Source organism: Staphylococcus pseudintermedius, from assembly GCF_034042775.1.
GTDB classification, from domain to species: Bacteria; Bacillota; Bacilli; order Staphylococcales; family Staphylococcaceae; genus Staphylococcus; species Staphylococcus pseudintermedius.
On sequence record NZ_CP120150.1, the window covers coordinates 642,191 to 658,732 of the forward strand.

Sequence of the window (16,542 nt, forward strand, 5' to 3'; positions counted from 1 at the left end):
GTGTGAAATGTTTGAACAAATATGAACGACTAGATGAGATAGCACGTCGAGTAAACGAAAAAGGTACAATACGTATTACGGATATTGTGGAAGACTTGAATGTGTCCGATATGACTGTAAGACGGGATTTAATCGAATTAGAGGAACAAGGGATATTGACGAAAATACATGGGGGTGCCAGAAGTAATAAAGCTTCTCAATATAAAGAGATGTCTCACCGTGAAAAACATACCCGAAAAAGCGAAGAAAAGTTAGAAATTGCTAAAAAAGCGGCAAAGTTGATTGAAGATGGAAATGTTATTTTTCTAGGTCCTGGTACAACAGTTGAAATGTTAGCGAAAGAAATCGATAATCAACGCCTATCTATCGTGACTAATTGTTTGCCTGTTTTTCAAATTCTAGAACATAAGCGTTCAGAACAATTTTCTGTGTATTTAATCGGTGGTTCAAAAAGACAGTTAACAGAATCATTTGTTGGTGAGATGGCCAATACATTGTTAGAAAAAATGCGCTTCTCAAAAATATTTTTTAGTGCAAATGGGATTAAAGGGAATGATGTGATGACGTCATCTTATGAGGAAGCCTATACACAAAACTTAGCTATTAAGCACTCAAATGAAAAATATATTTTAGCTGATGATTCAAAAATAGGAAAAGAGGATTTTGTATCATTTTGTGAATTGAAAGATTTAACTGCGATTGTAACGAATACTTTGAACAATGATCAGTTGCAGTATTTACAAAAGTTTATTGAGATTATTTAATAATGAATTAATGAAAAGGACTACGACAACCCCATGTCTTAGTTCTCTTTTTTTGTTTATAAATGATTAAAAATGTTTATATTTGATTGAAAGTAAACAAATAATGTTGAATTTTTGTTTAGATAGTTGTATGATTTAACTGTAAAACAATGAAAGCGTTTGAAAATTGATGGATTTAGCTTTTATTTCGAAAGGATGATTATTGTGAAAGTGATTATTGGTGCAGATCAATATGGTTTAAGTTTAAAAGAACATATAAAAACTTTTTTACTTCAACACCAATATGAGGTTTTAGATGTCACAAGCGAAGAATTAGAAGATTTCGTAGATGTTACCGTTGCTGTTGCTAAAGAAGTACAACAAAATGATGAAAATTTAGGTGTTGTTATTGATGCATATGGCGTTGGAAGCTTCATGGTCGCAACAAAAATTAAAGGAATGATAGCAGCAGAGGTGTCAGACGAACGTTCGGCCTATATGACGAGAAGCCATAATAACTCGAAAATGATTACAATGGGTGCAGCATTGGTAGGGCAAACTTTAGCTGAAAACATTGTGAAAGGCTTTATCGAAGGTCACTATGATGGTGGACGTCACCAAATTCGTGTAGACATGTTAAATAAAATGGGATAAGAGGAGGAGCATGAGATGAAGATTGCAATTGGTTCGGATCATATTGTAACAGATACGAAAATGGAAGTATCACAATTTTTAAAATCATTGGGTCACGAGGTGCTTGATTGTGGTACGTATGATTTTGCACGAACACATTATCCAATTTTTGGAAAAAAAGTGGGAGAAGCTGTCACAAGTGGAGAAGCAGATTTAGGGATATGTATTTGTGGTACAGGAGTGGGAATCAATAACGCTGTCAATAAAGTGCCAGGTGTGCGTTCTGCATTGGTTCGTGATATGTCATCAGCTATCTATGCTAAGGAAGAACTAAATGCAAATGTCATAGGCTTTGGTGGCAAAATTATTGGCGAGTTATTACTTTGTGATATAGTCGAAGCCTTTATTAATGCTGAATATCACCCTACCGCAGAAAATAAAAGGTTGATAGAAAAAATAGCGCAAGTTGAGTCGGAAAATGAAAATCAAAAAGAAGATTCCTTTTTTGATGAGTTTTTAGAAAAGTGGGACAACGGAGAATATCACGATTAACTTATCTAAATCATTAAAGTATATTTGCAGATTTGAGTGTATTGATTTTATTAAATGTAGAGGTGTAAAAATGAGTAACAAACAAGAATTATTAGCACGCTTAAGTGACGAGAATGGAATCATTTCAGCATTGGCTTTTGACCAACGTGGCGCATTAAAACGTATGATGGCACAATTTCAAGCATCTGAACCCGAAGTTAGAGATATAGAACAATTAAAAAAATTAGTTTCAGAGGAGCTCACACCTTATGCGTCTTCTATTTTATTAGATCCGGAATATGGTTTGCCTGCAACACAAGTAAGACATAGCTCGACAGGTTTATTATTAGCATATGAAAAAACGGGATATGACGTGAATGCTAAAGGACGTTTACCTGACTGCTTAGTTGATTGGTCGGCCAAACGTATTAAGGAAGCAGGCGCACAAGCTGTCAAATTCTTGCTCTATTATGATGTCGATGATGAAGCATATATCAATGATCAAAAAGAGGCATATATCGAGAGAATCGGTTCAGAATGTAAGGCAGAAGAGATACCGTTCTTTTTAGAAATTCTAGCATATGATGATTCAATAAAAGATAACAAAAGTAAGGAATACGCAAAAGTAAAGCCAAGAAAAGTTATTGAAGCGATGCGCGTATTTTCAAATGAACGTTTTGGAGTGGATGTTTTAAAAGTGGAAGTACCTGTAGATATGAACTATGTCGAAGGGTTCAGTCAAGGTGAATTTGTGTACACGCGTGAAGAAGCAGCAGCGTATTTCAAGCAACAAGATGAAGCAACACACTTACCGTATATTTATTTAAGTGCCGGTGTTTCTGCCCGATTATTCCAAGAGACATTAAAATTTGCACACGAGGCTGGAGCGCAGTTTAATGGTGTGTTATGTGGACGAGCAACATGGTCTGGTGCAGTGAAAGCATATATAGAAAACGGTGAGGAGGCAGCAAGAGAATGGCTGCGCACTGAAGGTTATCACAATATAAATGAACTAAATCATGTGCTAAAAGAAACAGCTGTTTCATACAAAAGCAAATAATTAACAAACGGTGGAGGTAATGAGGATGAACAGAGAAGAAGTTGCAATGTTAGGATTTGAAATTGTGGCATACGCTGGAGATGCACGCTCAAAATATTTAGAAGCATTATCAGCAGCACAAGTTGGCGATTATGATAAAGCTGAACAACTGATTGAAGAAGGTAATCAATGTATTGTGGATGCGCACAAAGCACAAACGAGTTTATTACAAAAAGAAGCGATGGGTGATGATATTGCTTACAGCGTAACCATGATGCATGGACAAGATCACTTAATGACAACCATTTTATTAAAAGACATGTTAAAACATATCATCGAATTGTACAAACGAGGGAGCTGACATCTATGAACAAACTGATTGGGTTTATTGAAAAAGGGAAACCGTTTTTTGAAAAACTTTCTCGTAATATTTATTTAAGAGCGATTCGTGACGGTTTTATCTCAGCTATGCCAATTATTTTATTTTCAAGTATTTTCTTATTGATTGCTTATGTACCGAATATATTTGATTTCAAGTGGAGTAAAGAGACCGAAGCACTCATTATGAAGCCATACCATTATTCAATGGGAATTGTAGGATTATTTGTTGCGGGAACAACAGCCAAAGCGCTAACGGATTCATACAATCGTAAATTAGAAAGAACAAATCAAATCAACTTTATCTCGACGATGCTGGCTTCGATGAGTGGTTTCTTATTTCTAGCTTCGAATACACTTGAAGCAGGAGGATTTGCAAATGCTTTCATGGGAACGAAAGGCTTACTAACAGCATTTTTATCTGCCTTTATTACTGTGATGATTTATAACATTTGTATTAAAAATAATATTACAATCAAAATGCCTAAAGAAGTGCCCCCAAATATTTCACAAGTGTTTAAAGATTTAATTCCATTCAGCCTTGTTATTTTAACTTTGTATGGATTGGATATCCTTTCAAGATCAGTGAATAAAACAAATGTCGCTGAATCAATTTTAAAGGTTTTTGAACCATTATTTACCGCAGCAGATGGCTATGTGGGTATTACAATTATATTTGGTGCTTTTGCGTTTTTCTGGTTTGTTGGTATTCACGGTCCTTCTATCGTGGAGCCTGCTATTGCAGCCATTACTTATGCCAATATCGAAACAAACTTTAAATTACTACACGCTGGTGAACATGCAGATAAAATTTTAACACCAGGTACACAAATGTTTATCGTAACTATGGGGGGCACTGGTGCGACGGACATTGTAACATAACTACCATTCAATATTTAAAGCATATCCGATTGATTTTAATTGTGTTTGTACTACCGTTTTTATTCTCTTTACGCGATATATAATCAAAATGTATTTCTTTCACCGTACTTAAAATTATCTCTTCTTTTTCCTCAACACTCATTAATTGCCAACCTTTTAAAAGCAAATTAGTGACAGATTCTATTTGTTTTCTACTCAAATCATTACTGATAGGCTGTATTTCTTCTTTTTCTATCGAATCGAGCAGTTTTTGCGTTTCACCCATCAACTCGTAATATTCATCGTCATCAATATATCCCATAGACCATGATCGCGTATATTTTTTTCTTTGAGCTTTTATCTTTGTTTCGTTATATTCTATTTTAGGTACTTTTTTCGGTTCTAAATCGATTTTAAATTTGTTTAAATCGAACCCCTTAAGCGTTTCTATAAAAACGCGCTCAACTTCACTTTCATTTATAGAAACGCTTTGCACTGTCTTATCTTTGCTACATCTATCGCATTTACATCTTCTAACTTTGTATTGATAGCCATTTGAAGTTTTTATTCTACCAGCATACAAATGTAGCCTATTTTTGCATTGAGGGCACACTAACACACCTCTAAAGATAGAATGATGTTTTGTATTACTCTTATGCGTACGCTTTTCTAGCGTTTCTAAAATTGTTAAATAATCATTTTCTGAAATAACAGGCTCGTGAGTGTTTTCGATAAACATGTCTCCATGTTTTGTGTGGCCTCTCAAAACGGGATTGCGTATTAATCTGTTAATCGTAACACGGTTCCAACTTTTGATTTTAGGTGGTAATTGATTTGTTGCATTCAAACGTTTGGCGATTTCATTCGCTGACAACCCTTTTTTAAACTCACTAACGATATAATCTATTATTTTAGAATGTTGGTTTGGTACAAGTTTGCCATCATTATTGTCATAACAAAAAGGAGCTTCTCTTATATAGTTACCTTCGCTAACTGCTGCCCGACTTCCGAATAACGATCTTTCTCTAATTGTTTCACGCTCCCATTCAGCCATAGCTCCGACCATAGTTATAAATAACTTACCTATTGCAGTTGTAGTGTCGAAAACTTCTGTAGCGCTTTTAAACGATACGTTTTTACTTTCGAAAACTTCTAACATTTCAAGCAAATCACGCACGTTTCGTGTAAGCCTATCTAGCTTGTAAACTAGCACTAAATCATAATCATCTAAGCTATCAAATAATTTTTGTAGTGACGGACGTTTTGTACTCCCACCACTAAATCCGGCGTCTGTAAAAACTTCGTAAGAATTCCAATCATGTACTTCGCAAAAAGATATTAATTTACGTTTTTGTTCTGTTATAGAATAACCTTCATTTGCCTGCTCTTGTGTACTAACTCGTGTGTAGATCGCTACTTTCATTACTATACCCCCTCAAAAAAAGTAAAAAATAATAAGGGTAGGCGTGCTACCCGTGGAAATTATTCATAATGTCCAGGTTCTAACCCATCCTCAATTAAAATTCTATCACTTTCCTCTTTTGCTCTTTGAGCTTCTTCTGGCGTATAAAAGTGTTTATATTCATGTTCGTAAATAGGGTCGGTTTCTCCTTCAACATATTCCTCTCTGACTGGATTATTAGTCGTTGTGTGTGTTTGTCCGTTGTAATATTCTGTAACAGTATTTTTATTAACCACTGGGGTTTCTTGTTGAGAAGCATAATTTTGAGATGCTTGTTGTTCTGGCTGTTGATACCCATTATTATTTTGTTGTTGCGGCATCTCAACTGTTTGCTCTTGTGAATTAGGTTGTTCGTCTGATTGTTGCTGCGGTTGTTTTGCGACTTCTTTATCTTGATTTTCTTTATCTTTTTTCTTTCTGTTCTCTTTATCTTTATCAACGTTCTTTTCTTTTGATTTTGTCTCTTTTTTAGGTTCTTCCTTTTCCTTTTCATTTCCACACGCTGATAAAACTAATAAACTAGCGAACAATAAAAATATCAATCTATTCATGTTTTACACTCCTTAAAAATTGTTTTTATATAAAGCGTATAAAGCGATTTAACCAGTTTTATAAATCCTTATATATAATCAACGGTTCAAACTCAATTATGTAGTTACCATACCTAGTCCTTAAACCGTATTTTTGTTTGTAATGTTGTATAGTATCTAGCACAAAATCTTTAGTGACCTCGAAATATAACGCTAAGTCATAAATGTTTTGTACACCATAATTGAAAGCGTTAATTAAACCTTGCAAAGTAATCACTGATTCATTTGCAAGGCGTCTCGCTTTTAATTCGAATTTTCGATTAAGCATGTCTGATTGATCTAAGATGTTTCCATATGTAATTTTATGATGTGCGATTTCTTCTGCTAATGTTTCGTGTTTTTTATAATCACTCATATTCTCTTTTATGTAAATTGTTCCCTCATAATACAATCCACTTTGAAAATATGGTAGGAAAGATGTCTCAATTACATCTATGTTTTCATTTTCTATTAATAGGTCTTCGTATCTCAATTTACATCACCCTTTGCCTGTTGCTAGTTACTTTTTACGGTTTTTAATAAATTCTATAAATTGACGTACTTCCTCCATTTCTTCCTCTGTCAAATCTTCTTTATCAAAATGAGCTGCAATTGTCTCTTGGTGTTCTTCTTTTTTTTCTTGGTCTTGCGTCAATCTAGACATAGGAACATCAAAATATTCTGCTATTTCTTCTATCTTCCCAATTCTTGGATACTTATTTTCTTTAATCCAATGTGTTACGGAAGCGGGTGAAATATTCAAATCTATAGCCAATTGTTTTTGGTCAATACCTTTTTGGTGTAATAAAGATAAAAGATTCTCGGAGAAAATTTTTCTAGCTGATTTTTTGGTCATTTTAACCCCTCTTTTTCAAAGTTTAGTATTACTTTGTAATACTAATTTACCATAAGTTAAAGCAATTGACAATAAGTTATTTAACTTTTAGGAAACTTTTTTATCGAAACATGTTGACATTTAACTTTAAGTAAATTAAAATTTGATTATCGGAGGTGACAAAATGGCAAAATTATCAATCAGAGCCTTGCGAGTAAATAATGAAAAGACTCAACAAGACGTAGCTGATATCTTAGGTGTTAGTAAACCCACTGTAATTAAGTGGGAAAAAGGTGAAGTCGAACCAAAAGGGTTAGTTATTTATGCACTAGCCAAGCTGTACAATGTAGAAATAGAAGACATTGAAATCCGACAAAAAATTTTACAACACGATTAACTTTAAGTAAAACGAAAGGGGATACTATGAATATTCAAGAGGCAACAAAGTTAGCAATGAAAAAAGGTATCGCTATTAGACGAAAGAATCAAGGCGTATACGGAATATTACCAACGAATTTGGTTAATTACCAGTGTCTAATTATCTCGAAAAATTACAAAACAAAAGGGCAAACCGCCGGCGCTAGGTGGCAGCCAAGCGCCGACGATTTAATTGCAGATGATTGGGTTCTAGATTATTAGTTTTTTCAAGTCAGAGATAGCTTTTAACAATAATGAATAATTCTTATTAGTTTCATTTTCACAATAAGCTATTCCTTTGTTAGATAAAGCTAATGCAGCAAAACCATTATCACCCTTAGCAACTGTTGCGAATCCGTATCTACCTAATTGGTGAACCGAGGAAACATACTTATCAAAATTCATACCCAAAAAGTAATTATAATGTGATTCCTCATCACTACCAAAATACGATGCAGTGTTAATAGATCCTCCATCTTCAATCCTATCTAAATAAATTTTATAGAGATGGAGTATCACGAACTTACTATCGGAAGTAAGCATACTTCTCACCTCCTTTCAATAGGAGATAAGAAAAGTATAGCACAACAAAAATTAAGGGGGGACAGACATGCCGAAAGAAGTACAACAAATTTGGTTTGATTACATGTTAGAAAAAGGCATTATCAAACGTGTTTTAGAAAACGAGGGGAAGAGGTGATTAACATCAAACACACACTAGCAATATTCATGACTGTATCAGTCGCTATCGTATTGACAACTGTCTTAGCATTCAGTGGCGTGTACTTCACCACACTGCTATTCATAGTAATTTTAGCAGAAGCGGTGACGTACAACTTAACTAAGTATGTGTACGACACATTAAAAAAGACTGAAACTTGCGCCAACAAGTAACAGTCAAAGCAATTAAAAAACAATTTATATCTTAAATATATAACTTATTGGAGGTAATTACAAGATGGGTATTTTAGAGGAACTTTTAGAAGAAGTGAAGCGTCTAAACAAAAACCTACAAGTTACAAACGTTGAACTTTCTACCGTAGACGAGTCTGTAATGCAAAAAGTAAAAGAAGTGCCAATGAAAAAAGAGGAAGCATCAAAAGAGGATGTCAAAGAATTTGAAGAACCTACACAAGACTACTCTAAAGATTATGTTTTATCGCTTGGTAAAGAGTTTGTAAAAAATGCAGATGATAGCGACAAAAAGGCTTTTAAAGAAAAATTATCAGAACTTAATTCAAGCAAATTATCTACTGTTGAATCAGAACACTATCCAATTATTGTTGACTTCATGAAAGCGAGACTCGACGCATGAGTCTTGATCACACAAGTAGAGCACACGCCAAATTAAGTGCAAGTGGTGCAAAGCAGTGGCTCAACTGTCCGCCTAGTATAAAAGCTAGTGAAGGTATAAGTGATAAGACTTCAACATTTGCCGAAGAAGGCACTTTTGCTCATGAATTAAGTGAATTGTACTTTAGCCACATGTATGAAGGGTTGACTGAGTTTGAATTCAATAAGGCTTATGCCAATTATCAGCGTAACGAATATTACAGCGAAGAGCTAAGAGAATATGTTGAGCAGTATGTTGACATGGTTGAAGAACGTGTTAATGATGCGAAAGCTCGAGATAAAGATGTAATAACGATGTTTGAAACGAGACTTGATTTAGGTAAGTACGTTCCTGAGTCATTCGGGACTGGTGATGTAATTGTGTATGCGGGTGGTGTACTTGAAATCATAGACCTTAAATTTGGTAAAGGTGTTGAGGTGTCAGCTATAGACAATCCTCAATTACGTCTTTATGGTCTAGGCGCTTATGAACTGCTAAGCGTTTTGGAAGACATACACACTATTAAAATGACAATTATACAACCTCGACTCGATAATTACTCAACTGAAGAATTAGAGACTGAGGCGCTTATTAATTGGGGTCTAGAGTATGTTAAACCTAGAGCCGAACTTGCCTATAATGGCGACGGAGAATTCAAGGCTGGCGAACATTGTCGGTTTTGTAAGATTAAGCATTCTTGCCGAACACGCGCTCAATACATGCTTGATATACCTAATAAGCCTGCTCATTTATTAAGCGACGATGAAATAGCCGAGCTACTTTATAAGGTACCTGACATCAAAAAGTGGGCGGATGATTTAGAAAGCTATGCTTTAGAACAAATGACAGAACACGACAAAAACTATGACGGATGGAAGTTAGTAGAGGGGCGTTCAAAACGTGTCATGACAGACACAGAAGCCGTTAAGGACAAGCTAATTGAAAACGGCTTTAAGCCCGAGAATATTACTGAAACAAAACTTTTAAGCATTACAAAATTAGAAAAGAAAATCGGTAAAAAAGCATTCAACGATATTGCAGGAGAGTTTATCTCCAAACCTCAAGGCAAGCTGACACTTGCTAAAGAGTCAGATAAAAGACCTGCAATAAAACAGAGTGCTGAAGAAGATTTTGATCAAATATAAAACGACTAAAAAAGGACGGTAATTATTTATGAAAGCAAAACAAAAAGGAACTAAAGTAATCACAGGAAAAGTACGTGCGTCTTACGCTCATATTTTTGAACCACACAGCATGCAAGAAGGACAAGATGCTAAATACTCAGTTAGTTTAATCATTCCTAAATCAGATACAAGCACAATTGAAGCAATTGAAAAAGCAATTGAAGAAGCAAAAGAAGCAGGTAAAGCAACAAAGTTTGGCGGTAAAATTCCTGCAAACTTAAAAACTCCATTGCGTGACGGTGATATCGACAGAGAGGATGACCCGAATTATAAAGACGCTTATTTTATGAACGTTTCAAGCAAACAAGCTCCCGGTATTGTTGATCAAAACAAAATCCGATTAACAGACCCAGGAACAGTTGTAAGCGGTGATTACATTAGAGCGTCTGTCAACATGTACGCTTTTAGCGCAAGTGGCAATAAAGGTATTGCTGCAGGCTTAAACAATATCCAACTTGTTGAGAAAGGCGAGCCGCTTGGCGGAGCAAGCAGTGCAGAAGACGACTTTGACGAATTAGATACAGATGATGATGACTTATTGTAGTCAACACACGGGGCTACACAGCCCCTTACTTTTTTAACTGATTGAGGTGATACGCACTTGAAATATATGAATATTGATATTGAGACCTACAGTAGTAATGACATTTCTAAATGTGGTGCGTATAAATACGTAGAAGCGGAAGACTTTGAAATTTTAATAATCGCTTATTCAATAGACGGCGGTCCTGTTAGTGCTATTGACATGACTAAAGTCGACAACGAACCATTTCACGCAGATTATGAGACTTTCAAAATTGCGTTGTTCGACCCGGAAGTTAGAAAGTATGCTTTTAACGCTAATTTTGAAAGGGTTTGTCTAGCTCAACATTTTAATAAAGAGATGCCTCCCGAAGAATGGACGTGCACGATGGTTAATGTCACTCGCATTGGTCTGCCGGCTTCACTTGATAAAGTTGGCGAGGTGCTAAACCTACAAAATCAAAAAGATAAAGCAGGTAAAAACCTCATCAGATATTTTTCTGTGCCATGTAAACCTACAAAAGTGAACGGTGGCCGAACAAGAAACCTACCACAGCATGACCCAAAAAAGTGGCAACAATTTATTGATTACTGTGTAAGAGATGTAGAAGTCGAAATGTCTATTGCTACGAAGATTAAAGACTTTCCTGTTACTAAAGAAGAACAGAAATACTGGTCGCTAGATCAGCATATTAATGATAGAGGGATAAAGCTTTCTAAGCCCTTAATGCTAGGTGCTAATGAACTTGACAAGATAAGCAAAGCAGAACTTCTTAAACAAGCCACGAAAATTACAGGATTAGAAAACCCTAACAGTCCGAGTCAGTTGCTTAAATGGCTAAACGAGGAACAAGGACTCGACATACCAAACTTGCAAAAGAAAACGGTGCAAGAATATCTAAAGTACGCTATTGGCAAAGCAAAACAGATGTTAGAGATTCGACTTCAAATGTCGAAAACAAGCGTTAAAAAGTACAACAAGATGCACGACATGATGTGTGGCGATGAACGCGTAAGAGGTCTTTTCCAATTTTACGGGGCAGGTACAGGCAGATGGGCAGGAAGAGGCGTACAACTTCAGAATCTAACCAAGCACTACATTAGCGATACCGAGCTCAACATCGCACGTGACTTTATTAAAGAACAAAGATTTGATGATTTGGATTTACTACTTGATATTCATCCACAAGACCTATTAAGCCAATTAGTACGTACCACATTTACAGCTGAAGAGGGATATGCCCTAGCGGTGAGTGACTTTTCTGCAATAGAAGCGCGTGTTATTGCATGGTATGCGAAAGAACAGTGGCGATTAGATGTGTTTAATACACATGGCAAAATTTATGAGGCGTCAGCTGCACAAATGTTTGGCGTTCCAGTTGACTCCATAAAAAAAGGTGACCCACTCAGACAAAAAGGTAAAGTATCAGAATTGGCATTGGGCTATCAAGGTGGCCCAGGAGCCTTAAAAGCAATGGGTGCTTTGGATATGGGCATCGATGAATCAGAATTACAAGGCTTAGTAGATAGTTGGCGTAAAGCAAACCCGAATATTGTCGCCTTTTGGAAAGGTTGTCAAGATGCTGCAATTGAGACAGTCAGAACAAGACAAACACATCTGACACATGGGCTTAGATTCTACATGAAAAAAGGCTTTCTTATGATTGAACTGCCAAGCGGTAGATCACTAGCCTATCCGAAAGCACGAGTAGGAGAAAACAGTTGGGGCAGTCCTGTTGTTGAGTTTATGGGTTTAGACCTTAATCGTAAATGGACAAAGTTAAAAACTTATGGCGGTAAGCTTGTCGAAAACATCGTACAAGCAACTGCTAGGGATTTATTAGCGATATCAATGTACAGAATTGAGCATGCAGGCTTTTCAATTGTGGGGCATGTACACGATGAAGTGATTGTTGAGATTCCTGATGGCTCAGGAGGATTGAAAGCCATAGAAAATATTATGAGCAAACCAGTCAAATGGGCGGAAGGATTAAAACTTAATAGCGATGGCTTTACATCGCCTTTCTACATGAAAGATTAGGAGGAATGAAAATGTACACGATTGCGTTAGGACGTAATGGCGATAAAGTAACAGAATCAACACAAGATAGTTTCGACAAATTAAAAACTGATCGTGCGTATAGAGAATATAAAAATAGTCGTAAAGATAAAACACACTTAGTTAAATATCCGCAATCAGTTAAAGCGAGTGACTACTATAAATATTTAAAAAGCCAGGCGTTGTGGAGTGAATGATGTAACTTGGAAAGACCTCAAATTTATAGGATTTACTAGGTCGCAAAAAGCAAAAATGATACACAAAGGTATCACGCCTAGCATCGCGCTGAGTAGATATAAAAACTATTGGAGCATTGAGGAAATTGTTAATACAAAACCTTATATGAAAAGGAGACGCAAATAATGCAAATTAAAGACTTGAAAATTGGTGATAAAGTACAGATTGTTCGTGGTGTACAACGCGTGCGTGATGAAGATGACGAAAAATGGGTTTATGAACCGTGTTTTGAAAATGGAGAGGTTATCGATGTGTATGAAAAAGGTAGCAAAGCGCAAGTTGATTTTAAAAATGGTACCTGCACTGTTATAAATGCAAACACAGAATGGTACAAAGTGCCTAGCAACACAAAAATTGCGACACATTCAGAGGTAAAGAGACCTCATCACTATATGTTTGAAAATGGTACTGAAGCCATCAAGGTTATAAACATGATTGTAAAAAGATACAAACAATCGATTGTTTCAGCACAAATTTATAACGCGATCAAATACATCATTAGAGCACCTTTTAAAAATGGAGTTAAAGATTTGAAGAAAGCAAAAGAGAGTATAAATTTTGCTATCAAATTTTGGGATAACAAAGAGATGGAGTATAAAAAATGAACGTTACGAATGAGGTCAACAAAATATTAAACATCAAAGATAGTTATCAAGCGCCCAAAAGACTAATGGACATCTTGTGTGGTGATAGAGATGAACGAGACAAAGTGTTTAAACAATTTCTAGAGTTATTCAAATATGACGTTACATTCGATTGGTTCCATGAGTACTTTCAAGACGAACATGCAGACCGTAAAAAGAAGAAGCAAGACTTTACACCCCAGTCAATTTCAAAGTTGCTTTCTGAAATAGTTAACGGCGAAGATGGTACTTATTACGAACCCGCAGCAGGAACTGGAGGAATCTTAATTCAAAAATGGGATGACGACAGAATGAAGCACTCACCTCTTGAATATATGCCCTCGTTTTACTTCTATACCGCTGAGGAGTTAAGCGATAGAACAATACCATTCTTATTATTCAACATGCTAATAAGAGGCATGAACGGGCTTGTGGTACAGTGTGATGTTTTAACGCGTGAAGCTTATGGTGCGTGGTTTATACAAAATGATGATAATGATCACTTCCATTTTTCATCACTGAATAAATTGTCGCCAAACGAAATGATTGAACGTGAGTTAAACGTGACGTTTGTAGACGACAATTATCCGCACATTATGCAGACAACGAAGTGGCCTGAGTGGCTAGGTGATGTGAATGAGTACATCCCATCGTGATTTAAGCAATGTTAAACGTGCGAAATATAAATACAACACAGCAGGCAAAACGCCGACAGAAATTAATCAGGAGTTGCGCAAACGTGGCGTAAAAGGTTTTGTCGTAAACGTAAATCACAATCGCGTAACGATGTTAGTAGACAGACGCGATGTAAAGAGGAATAAGGAGTGTATGAGATGAAACCCAAATTTAGAGCATGGGATAAAAGAAGGAATGAAATGTATAGCCCTAATGAACTAACCATTCAAATTAACGGGTCGGAAATTCTAGTAGCATTAGCAAGCTCCTTACATCAAATATTTAATTATGAACTTATGCAGTCGACAGGATTGACTGACAAGCATACTGTCGAGGTGTACCAAGGTGATATTGTGTGGGACGACATGAATGAAGAATATGGTGTAGTTCGAATTGAAGAAGCTAAAACAATTATTGAGTGGGATATCTATGTGGAAGATTTATTCGAGAGAATAGAACTTTTAGAGGTTGTTGGGAATATTTACGAAAACAAAAAATTGTTAAAGGAGGAACGATGATGAAAATTAAGAAAAAAGTAAAAATGAATTTACACGAGTTAATTCAATGGGCTCGAGAGAATAATGTGAAAGGTGAAACTTTCACATCAAATTATGGAAGGAACGTGAAGTTTTATAGCGACGTCTCGTTCAACACCATGGAACCCATCTATCATTGGGACACTTTCACCGTCGAAGCGGAAGAAGAAATCACGGAGAGAACGGTTATTCCTTTGTTATTAGAAGTGTATGAGCATGAGGGAGAATTAGTTTTTTTACCTCAAAGAGAAAAGTCTATAAAAAAACTTCTAGAACAATCTGACCTTGAAGAAAATATTACTACTAAAACATTATACATTATAAATGATGATGGGACGCTAACGTTAATCTGGCGTGACGGGGAGCTGATTAAGTAATGGAACACGGTTCAAAAGAATACTGGCATAACGAACTAATTAAATGTTCAAAAGAACGAGACGATCTAAAACGCAAATTAGACGATGTAGTTGATTTGTTCAACGCTCACTTACACCACAAAAAAGCATGGTCGGACAATCCTTATTACGACAGAGTGCAACAGAGATTAAATAAAATTATGGAGGACGAATAGATGGAAGCACCTTATAAAATTCAATCAGAGATTAAAAAAAGAATTATTAAGCCCGAATATAAATTTGAATATATGAACAAATTAGCGGGTGAAACTTTAACACATGTCTTTCATGTAAATCTTAGTGTCAATTCATTTAATAAATTACCTGCAATAGTTTTTGTTTCCGAAAGTAAGAAGGTATTTATCCATTGTTTGAGAATTGATACAGATATGCAAGAAGACGAAGACTTAGCTGATATTGATGCTATTAAAAGGTATCAGATTAACCTTTTTAGATTTGTAAATATGTTACTAGATGATGAAATACAATTTGAAATACTTGATAAAGGAAAATTGCCATTCATCAACCAACAAGTGCTAAAAGAATATTTTGATTACAAGATAAATAAGCGAAAACAGGAAGAAGAAAAATACCGAAAAGAACAAGAATACAAAACATATTTAAAATTAAAAGAAAAGTTTGAGGAGGACGAGTGAATGACTAATGAAGAACTATTTGAGGTGTTTCAAGAAGCAATGCGTGAATTAGAACATTCTATTCGGCAAATTGATAACGAAGCCGATAGATATATTATTAATAAAGCTATTGAATTGATTGATTCGGTTGCATGGAAATATGAGGAGGACGAGTGAAATGGAGATAAGCCTAGCTGAAACTAGAGAACTTTTAACGATAGCAAAGAGAGTTACACCAGTATTAACACGAGAAGAGTTTGAAATGGTTGGCTTAATTTATTTAGGCGCGCTTGAAAGATTAGAAAATAATATGGAGGACACAAACAATGACTAATACATTACAAATCAAATTATTATCAGACAACGCAACAATGCCAAAACGTGAGCACGATACTGATGCAGGATTCGACATATACGCTGCCGAAACAGTGGTGTTGGAACCACAAGAGAAAGCGTTAATTGCGACAGATATTGCAGTGAATATTCCTAAAGGTTATGTTGGGTTATTGACTAGCCGTAGTGGTGTGAGTAGTAAAACGCATTTAGTGATTGAGACAGGAAAGATTGACGCAGGGTTTCACGGAAATATGAAGATTAATATTAAGAATGATTATATCAACTTAAAAGAATATGATGAGGCAAAAATAGACACTAACTACGGCGATGTTATGTATCCTATTTACAATGTCGATGGTCAAGCGTATTACGATAAAATTTATGATAATCCAGTATACAAAATCAACAAAGGCGACCGACTAGCGCAATTAGTTATTGTGCCTATCTGGACGCCAGAGCTAGAGCAAGTGGAGGAATTTACAAGTGAGTCAGCAAGAGGAGAAAAAGGGTTCGGGTCAAGTGGATTCTAAACGGGTCGA

26 protein-coding genes and 1 pseudogene are annotated in these 16,542 nt (G+C 35.7%); 22 read left to right on the forward strand and 5 right to left on the reverse strand.

Annotated features, from left to right (window positions below; genetic code table 11):
• Positions 1 to 11 precede the first annotated feature (11 nt).
• The 6 genes and pseudogenes from P3U61_RS02780 to P3U61_RS02805 all read left to right on the forward strand — a co-directional run.
• On the forward strand, positions 12 to 764 hold the full coding sequence (locus P3U61_RS02780; protein WP_037542457.1) for a DeoR/GlpR family DNA-binding transcription regulator: 753 nt from the start codon (positions 12 to 14) through the stop codon (positions 762 to 764).
• A 204-nt stretch (positions 765 to 968) separates the two neighbouring features.
• Complete coding sequence (gene lacA, locus P3U61_RS02785; protein WP_014613253.1) at positions 969 to 1,397, forward strand: galactose-6-phosphate isomerase subunit LacA; 429 nt, start codon at positions 969 to 971, stop codon at positions 1,395 to 1,397.
• A 15-nt stretch (positions 1,398 to 1,412) separates the two neighbouring features.
• Complete coding sequence (gene lacB, locus P3U61_RS02790; RefSeq protein WP_014613254.1) at positions 1,413 to 1,928, forward strand: galactose-6-phosphate isomerase subunit LacB; 516 nt, start codon at positions 1,413 to 1,415, stop codon at positions 1,926 to 1,928.
• A gap of 70 nt (positions 1,929 to 1,998) precedes the next feature.
• Positions 1,999 to 2,967: a tagatose-bisphosphate aldolase gene (lacD, locus tag P3U61_RS02795; RefSeq protein WP_096636655.1), complete on the forward strand. Its 969-nt coding sequence runs from the start codon at positions 1,999 to 2,001 to the stop codon at positions 2,965 to 2,967.
• Positions 2,968 to 2,992: 25 nt separating this feature from the next.
• Positions 2,993 to 3,307: a PTS lactose/cellobiose transporter subunit IIA gene (locus P3U61_RS02800; protein WP_014613256.1), complete on the forward strand. Its 315-nt coding sequence runs from the start codon at positions 2,993 to 2,995 to the stop codon at positions 3,305 to 3,307.
• 5 nt (positions 3,308 to 3,312) lie between these two features.
• Positions 3,313 to 4,200: pseudogene (locus P3U61_RS02805) on the forward strand (PTS transporter subunit EIIC); the annotation flags it as partial.
• A 13-nt stretch (positions 4,201 to 4,213) separates the two neighbouring features.
• Here the strand turns inward: P3U61_RS02805 and P3U61_RS02810 are convergent.
• Genes P3U61_RS02810 through P3U61_RS02825 form a run of 4 tightly spaced genes read right to left on the reverse strand, consistent with a single transcriptional unit; the run spans position 4,214 to position 7,072 of the window.
• Positions 4,214 to 5,608: a recombinase family protein gene (locus P3U61_RS02810; RefSeq protein WP_104030099.1), complete on the reverse strand. Its 1,395-nt coding sequence runs from the start codon at positions 5,606 to 5,608 to the stop codon at positions 4,214 to 4,216.
• A 59-nt stretch (positions 5,609 to 5,667) separates the two neighbouring features.
• Complete coding sequence (locus tag P3U61_RS02815) at positions 5,668 to 6,198, reverse strand: hypothetical protein (protein ID WP_199576575.1); 531 nt, start codon at positions 6,196 to 6,198, stop codon at positions 5,668 to 5,670.
• 58 nt (positions 6,199 to 6,256) lie between these two features.
• Complete coding sequence (locus P3U61_RS02820) at positions 6,257 to 6,709, reverse strand: ImmA/IrrE family metallo-endopeptidase (RefSeq protein ID WP_322214947.1); 453 nt, start codon at positions 6,707 to 6,709, stop codon at positions 6,257 to 6,259.
• Positions 6,710 to 6,736: 27 nt separating this feature from the next.
• Positions 6,737 to 7,072, reverse strand: coding sequence for a helix-turn-helix domain-containing protein (locus tag P3U61_RS02825; protein ID WP_096561698.1), 336 nt, complete (start codon positions 7,070 to 7,072; stop codon positions 6,737 to 6,739).
• A 163-nt stretch (positions 7,073 to 7,235) separates the two neighbouring features.
• On the opposite strand from P3U61_RS02825, the gene P3U61_RS02830 reads away from it, so the two are divergent.
• Both P3U61_RS02830 and P3U61_RS02835 read left to right on the forward strand, forming a co-directional pair.
• Positions 7,236 to 7,448 carry a helix-turn-helix transcriptional regulator gene (locus P3U61_RS02830; RefSeq protein WP_101485401.1) on the forward strand — a complete coding sequence of 71 codons (213 nt, stop codon included), beginning with the start codon at positions 7,236 to 7,238 and terminating at the stop codon, positions 7,446 to 7,448.
• Between the two features lie 26 nt (positions 7,449 to 7,474).
• The gene (locus P3U61_RS02835; protein WP_020220441.1) at positions 7,475 to 7,690 is read left to right on the forward strand and encodes a Thoeris anti-defense Tad2 family protein; all 216 of its coding nucleotides are present in this window, start codon (positions 7,475 to 7,477) and stop codon (positions 7,688 to 7,690) included.
• Here P3U61_RS02835 and P3U61_RS02840 read toward each other — a convergent pair.
• The gene (locus P3U61_RS02840) at positions 7,679 to 8,011 is read right to left on the reverse strand and encodes a hypothetical protein (protein ID WP_310465969.1); all 333 of its coding nucleotides are present in this window, start codon (positions 8,009 to 8,011) and stop codon (positions 7,679 to 7,681) included. The two genes, P3U61_RS02835 and P3U61_RS02840, sit on opposite strands and share 12 nt — an antisense overlap.
• A gap of 415 nt (positions 8,012 to 8,426) precedes the next feature.
• Here P3U61_RS02840 and P3U61_RS02845 point away from each other — a divergent pair, with 415 nt between their 5' ends.
• The 14 genes from P3U61_RS02845 (at position 8,427) to P3U61_RS02910 (ending at position 16,533) form a co-directional block, all read left to right on the forward strand.
• Positions 8,427 to 8,783: a hypothetical protein gene (locus P3U61_RS02845; protein ID WP_100004868.1), complete on the forward strand. Its 357-nt coding sequence runs from the start codon at positions 8,427 to 8,429 to the stop codon at positions 8,781 to 8,783.
• Positions 8,780 to 9,946, forward strand: coding sequence for a DUF2800 domain-containing protein (locus P3U61_RS02850; protein ID WP_189695568.1), 1,167 nt, complete (start codon positions 8,780 to 8,782; stop codon positions 9,944 to 9,946). The genes P3U61_RS02845 and P3U61_RS02850 overlap by 4 nt, the downstream gene beginning before the upstream one ends.
• Positions 9,947 to 9,974: 28 nt before the next feature.
• Positions 9,975 to 10,529: a DUF2815 family protein gene (locus P3U61_RS02855; RefSeq protein WP_096536486.1), complete on the forward strand. Its 555-nt coding sequence runs from the start codon at positions 9,975 to 9,977 to the stop codon at positions 10,527 to 10,529.
• Positions 10,530 to 10,595: 66 nt separating this feature from the next.
• Complete coding sequence (locus tag P3U61_RS02860; protein ID WP_275341123.1) at positions 10,596 to 12,548, forward strand: DNA polymerase; 1,953 nt, start codon at positions 10,596 to 10,598, stop codon at positions 12,546 to 12,548.
• An 11-nt stretch (positions 12,549 to 12,559) separates the two neighbouring features.
• A complete protein-coding gene (locus tag P3U61_RS02865; protein WP_015978023.1) occupies positions 12,560 to 12,763 on the forward strand; it encodes a hypothetical protein in 204 nt (67 codons plus the stop codon).
• Between the two features lie 165 nt (positions 12,764 to 12,928).
• The gene (locus tag P3U61_RS02870) at positions 12,929 to 13,408 is read left to right on the forward strand and encodes a DUF3310 domain-containing protein (RefSeq protein ID WP_275341102.1); all 480 of its coding nucleotides are present in this window, start codon (positions 12,929 to 12,931) and stop codon (positions 13,406 to 13,408) included.
• Positions 13,405 to 14,082, forward strand: a complete 678-nt coding sequence (locus tag P3U61_RS02875; RefSeq protein ID WP_060830225.1) for an N-6 DNA methylase — start codon at positions 13,405 to 13,407, stop codon at positions 14,080 to 14,082. Before P3U61_RS02870 ends, P3U61_RS02875 begins: the two co-directional genes overlap by 4 nt.
• Entirely contained in the window at positions 14,063 to 14,263 is a 201-nt protein-coding gene (locus P3U61_RS02880) for a hypothetical protein (RefSeq protein WP_140237921.1), read from the forward strand. The genes P3U61_RS02875 and P3U61_RS02880 overlap by 20 nt, the downstream gene beginning before the upstream one ends.
• The gene (locus tag P3U61_RS02885) at positions 14,260 to 14,619 is read left to right on the forward strand and encodes a YopX family protein (protein ID WP_323695712.1); all 360 of its coding nucleotides are present in this window, start codon (positions 14,260 to 14,262) and stop codon (positions 14,617 to 14,619) included. The genes P3U61_RS02880 and P3U61_RS02885 overlap by 4 nt, the downstream gene beginning before the upstream one ends.
• Complete coding sequence (locus tag P3U61_RS02890; protein ID WP_214520640.1) at positions 14,619 to 15,014, forward strand: hypothetical protein; 396 nt, start codon at positions 14,619 to 14,621, stop codon at positions 15,012 to 15,014. The genes P3U61_RS02885 and P3U61_RS02890 overlap by 1 nt, the downstream gene beginning before the upstream one ends.
• A 194-nt stretch (positions 15,015 to 15,208) precedes the next feature.
• Entirely contained in the window at positions 15,209 to 15,688 is a 480-nt protein-coding gene (locus tag P3U61_RS02895) for a hypothetical protein (protein WP_065354064.1), read from the forward strand.
• Positions 15,689 to 15,844: a hypothetical protein gene (locus tag P3U61_RS02900; RefSeq protein ID WP_157978122.1), complete on the forward strand. Its 156-nt coding sequence runs from the start codon at positions 15,689 to 15,691 to the stop codon at positions 15,842 to 15,844. It begins immediately after the preceding gene.
• A gap of 1 nt (position 15,845) precedes the next feature.
• A complete protein-coding gene (locus P3U61_RS02905) occupies positions 15,846 to 16,001 on the forward strand; it encodes a hypothetical protein (RefSeq protein WP_015978034.1) in 156 nt (51 codons plus the stop codon).
• A complete protein-coding gene (locus tag P3U61_RS02910) occupies positions 15,994 to 16,533 on the forward strand; it encodes a dUTP diphosphatase (protein WP_065354065.1) in 540 nt (179 codons plus the stop codon). Before P3U61_RS02905 ends, P3U61_RS02910 begins: the two co-directional genes overlap by 8 nt.
• The last annotated feature ends 9 nt before the right edge of the window (positions 16,534 to 16,542 follow it).

Coding starts and splice junctions, on each gene's coding strand:
- P3U61_RS02835 (WP_020220441.1), top strand. CDS start 7,475: ATGAATATTCAAGAGGCAACAAAGTTAGCAATGAAAAAAGGTATCGCT.
- P3U61_RS02880 (WP_140237921.1), top strand. CDS start 14,063: ATGAGTACATCCCATCGTGATTTAAGCAATGTTAAACGTGCGAAATAT.
- P3U61_RS02865 (WP_015978023.1), top strand. CDS start 12,560: ATGTACACGATTGCGTTAGGACGTAATGGCGATAAAGTAACAGAATCA.
- P3U61_RS02875 (WP_060830225.1), top strand. CDS start 13,405: ATGAACGTTACGAATGAGGTCAACAAAATATTAAACATCAAAGATAGT.
- P3U61_RS02825 (WP_096561698.1), bottom strand. CDS start 7,072: ATGACCAAAAAATCAGCTAGAAAAATTTTCTCCGAGAATCTTTTATCT.
- P3U61_RS02810 (WP_104030099.1), bottom strand. CDS start 5,608: ATGAAAGTAGCGATCTACACACGAGTTAGTACACAAGAGCAGGCAAAT.
- P3U61_RS02870 (WP_275341102.1), top strand. CDS start 12,929: ATGCAAATTAAAGACTTGAAAATTGGTGATAAAGTACAGATTGTTCGT.
- P3U61_RS02910 (WP_065354065.1), top strand. CDS start 15,994: ATGACTAATACATTACAAATCAAATTATTATCAGACAACGCAACAATG.
- P3U61_RS02840 (WP_310465969.1), bottom strand. CDS start 8,011: ATGCTTACTTCCGATAGTAAGTTCGTGATACTCCATCTCTATAAAATT.
- P3U61_RS02905 (WP_015978034.1), top strand. CDS start 15,846: ATGGAGATAAGCCTAGCTGAAACTAGAGAACTTTTAACGATAGCAAAG.
- P3U61_RS02885 (WP_323695712.1), top strand. CDS start 14,260: ATGAAACCCAAATTTAGAGCATGGGATAAAAGAAGGAATGAAATGTAT.
- P3U61_RS02800 (WP_014613256.1), top strand. CDS start 2,993: ATGAACAGAGAAGAAGTTGCAATGTTAGGATTTGAAATTGTGGCATAC.
- P3U61_RS02850 (WP_189695568.1), top strand. CDS start 8,780: ATGAGTCTTGATCACACAAGTAGAGCACACGCCAAATTAAGTGCAAGT.
- lacB (WP_014613254.1), top strand. CDS start 1,413: ATGAAGATTGCAATTGGTTCGGATCATATTGTAACAGATACGAAAATG.
- P3U61_RS02890 (WP_214520640.1), top strand. CDS start 14,619: ATGAAAATTAAGAAAAAAGTAAAAATGAATTTACACGAGTTAATTCAA.
- lacD (WP_096636655.1), top strand. CDS start 1,999: ATGAGTAACAAACAAGAATTATTAGCACGCTTAAGTGACGAGAATGGA.
- P3U61_RS02855 (WP_096536486.1), top strand. CDS start 9,975: ATGAAAGCAAAACAAAAAGGAACTAAAGTAATCACAGGAAAAGTACGT.
- P3U61_RS02860 (WP_275341123.1), top strand. CDS start 10,596: ATGAATATTGATATTGAGACCTACAGTAGTAATGACATTTCTAAATGT.
- P3U61_RS02830 (WP_101485401.1), top strand. CDS start 7,236: ATGGCAAAATTATCAATCAGAGCCTTGCGAGTAAATAATGAAAAGACT.
- P3U61_RS02815 (WP_199576575.1), bottom strand. CDS start 6,198: ATGAATAGATTGATATTTTTATTGTTCGCTAGTTTATTAGTTTTATCA.
- P3U61_RS02895 (WP_065354064.1), top strand. CDS start 15,209: ATGGAAGCACCTTATAAAATTCAATCAGAGATTAAAAAAAGAATTATT.
- P3U61_RS02845 (WP_100004868.1), top strand. CDS start 8,427: ATGGGTATTTTAGAGGAACTTTTAGAAGAAGTGAAGCGTCTAAACAAA.
- P3U61_RS02900 (WP_157978122.1), top strand. CDS start 15,689: ATGACTAATGAAGAACTATTTGAGGTGTTTCAAGAAGCAATGCGTGAA.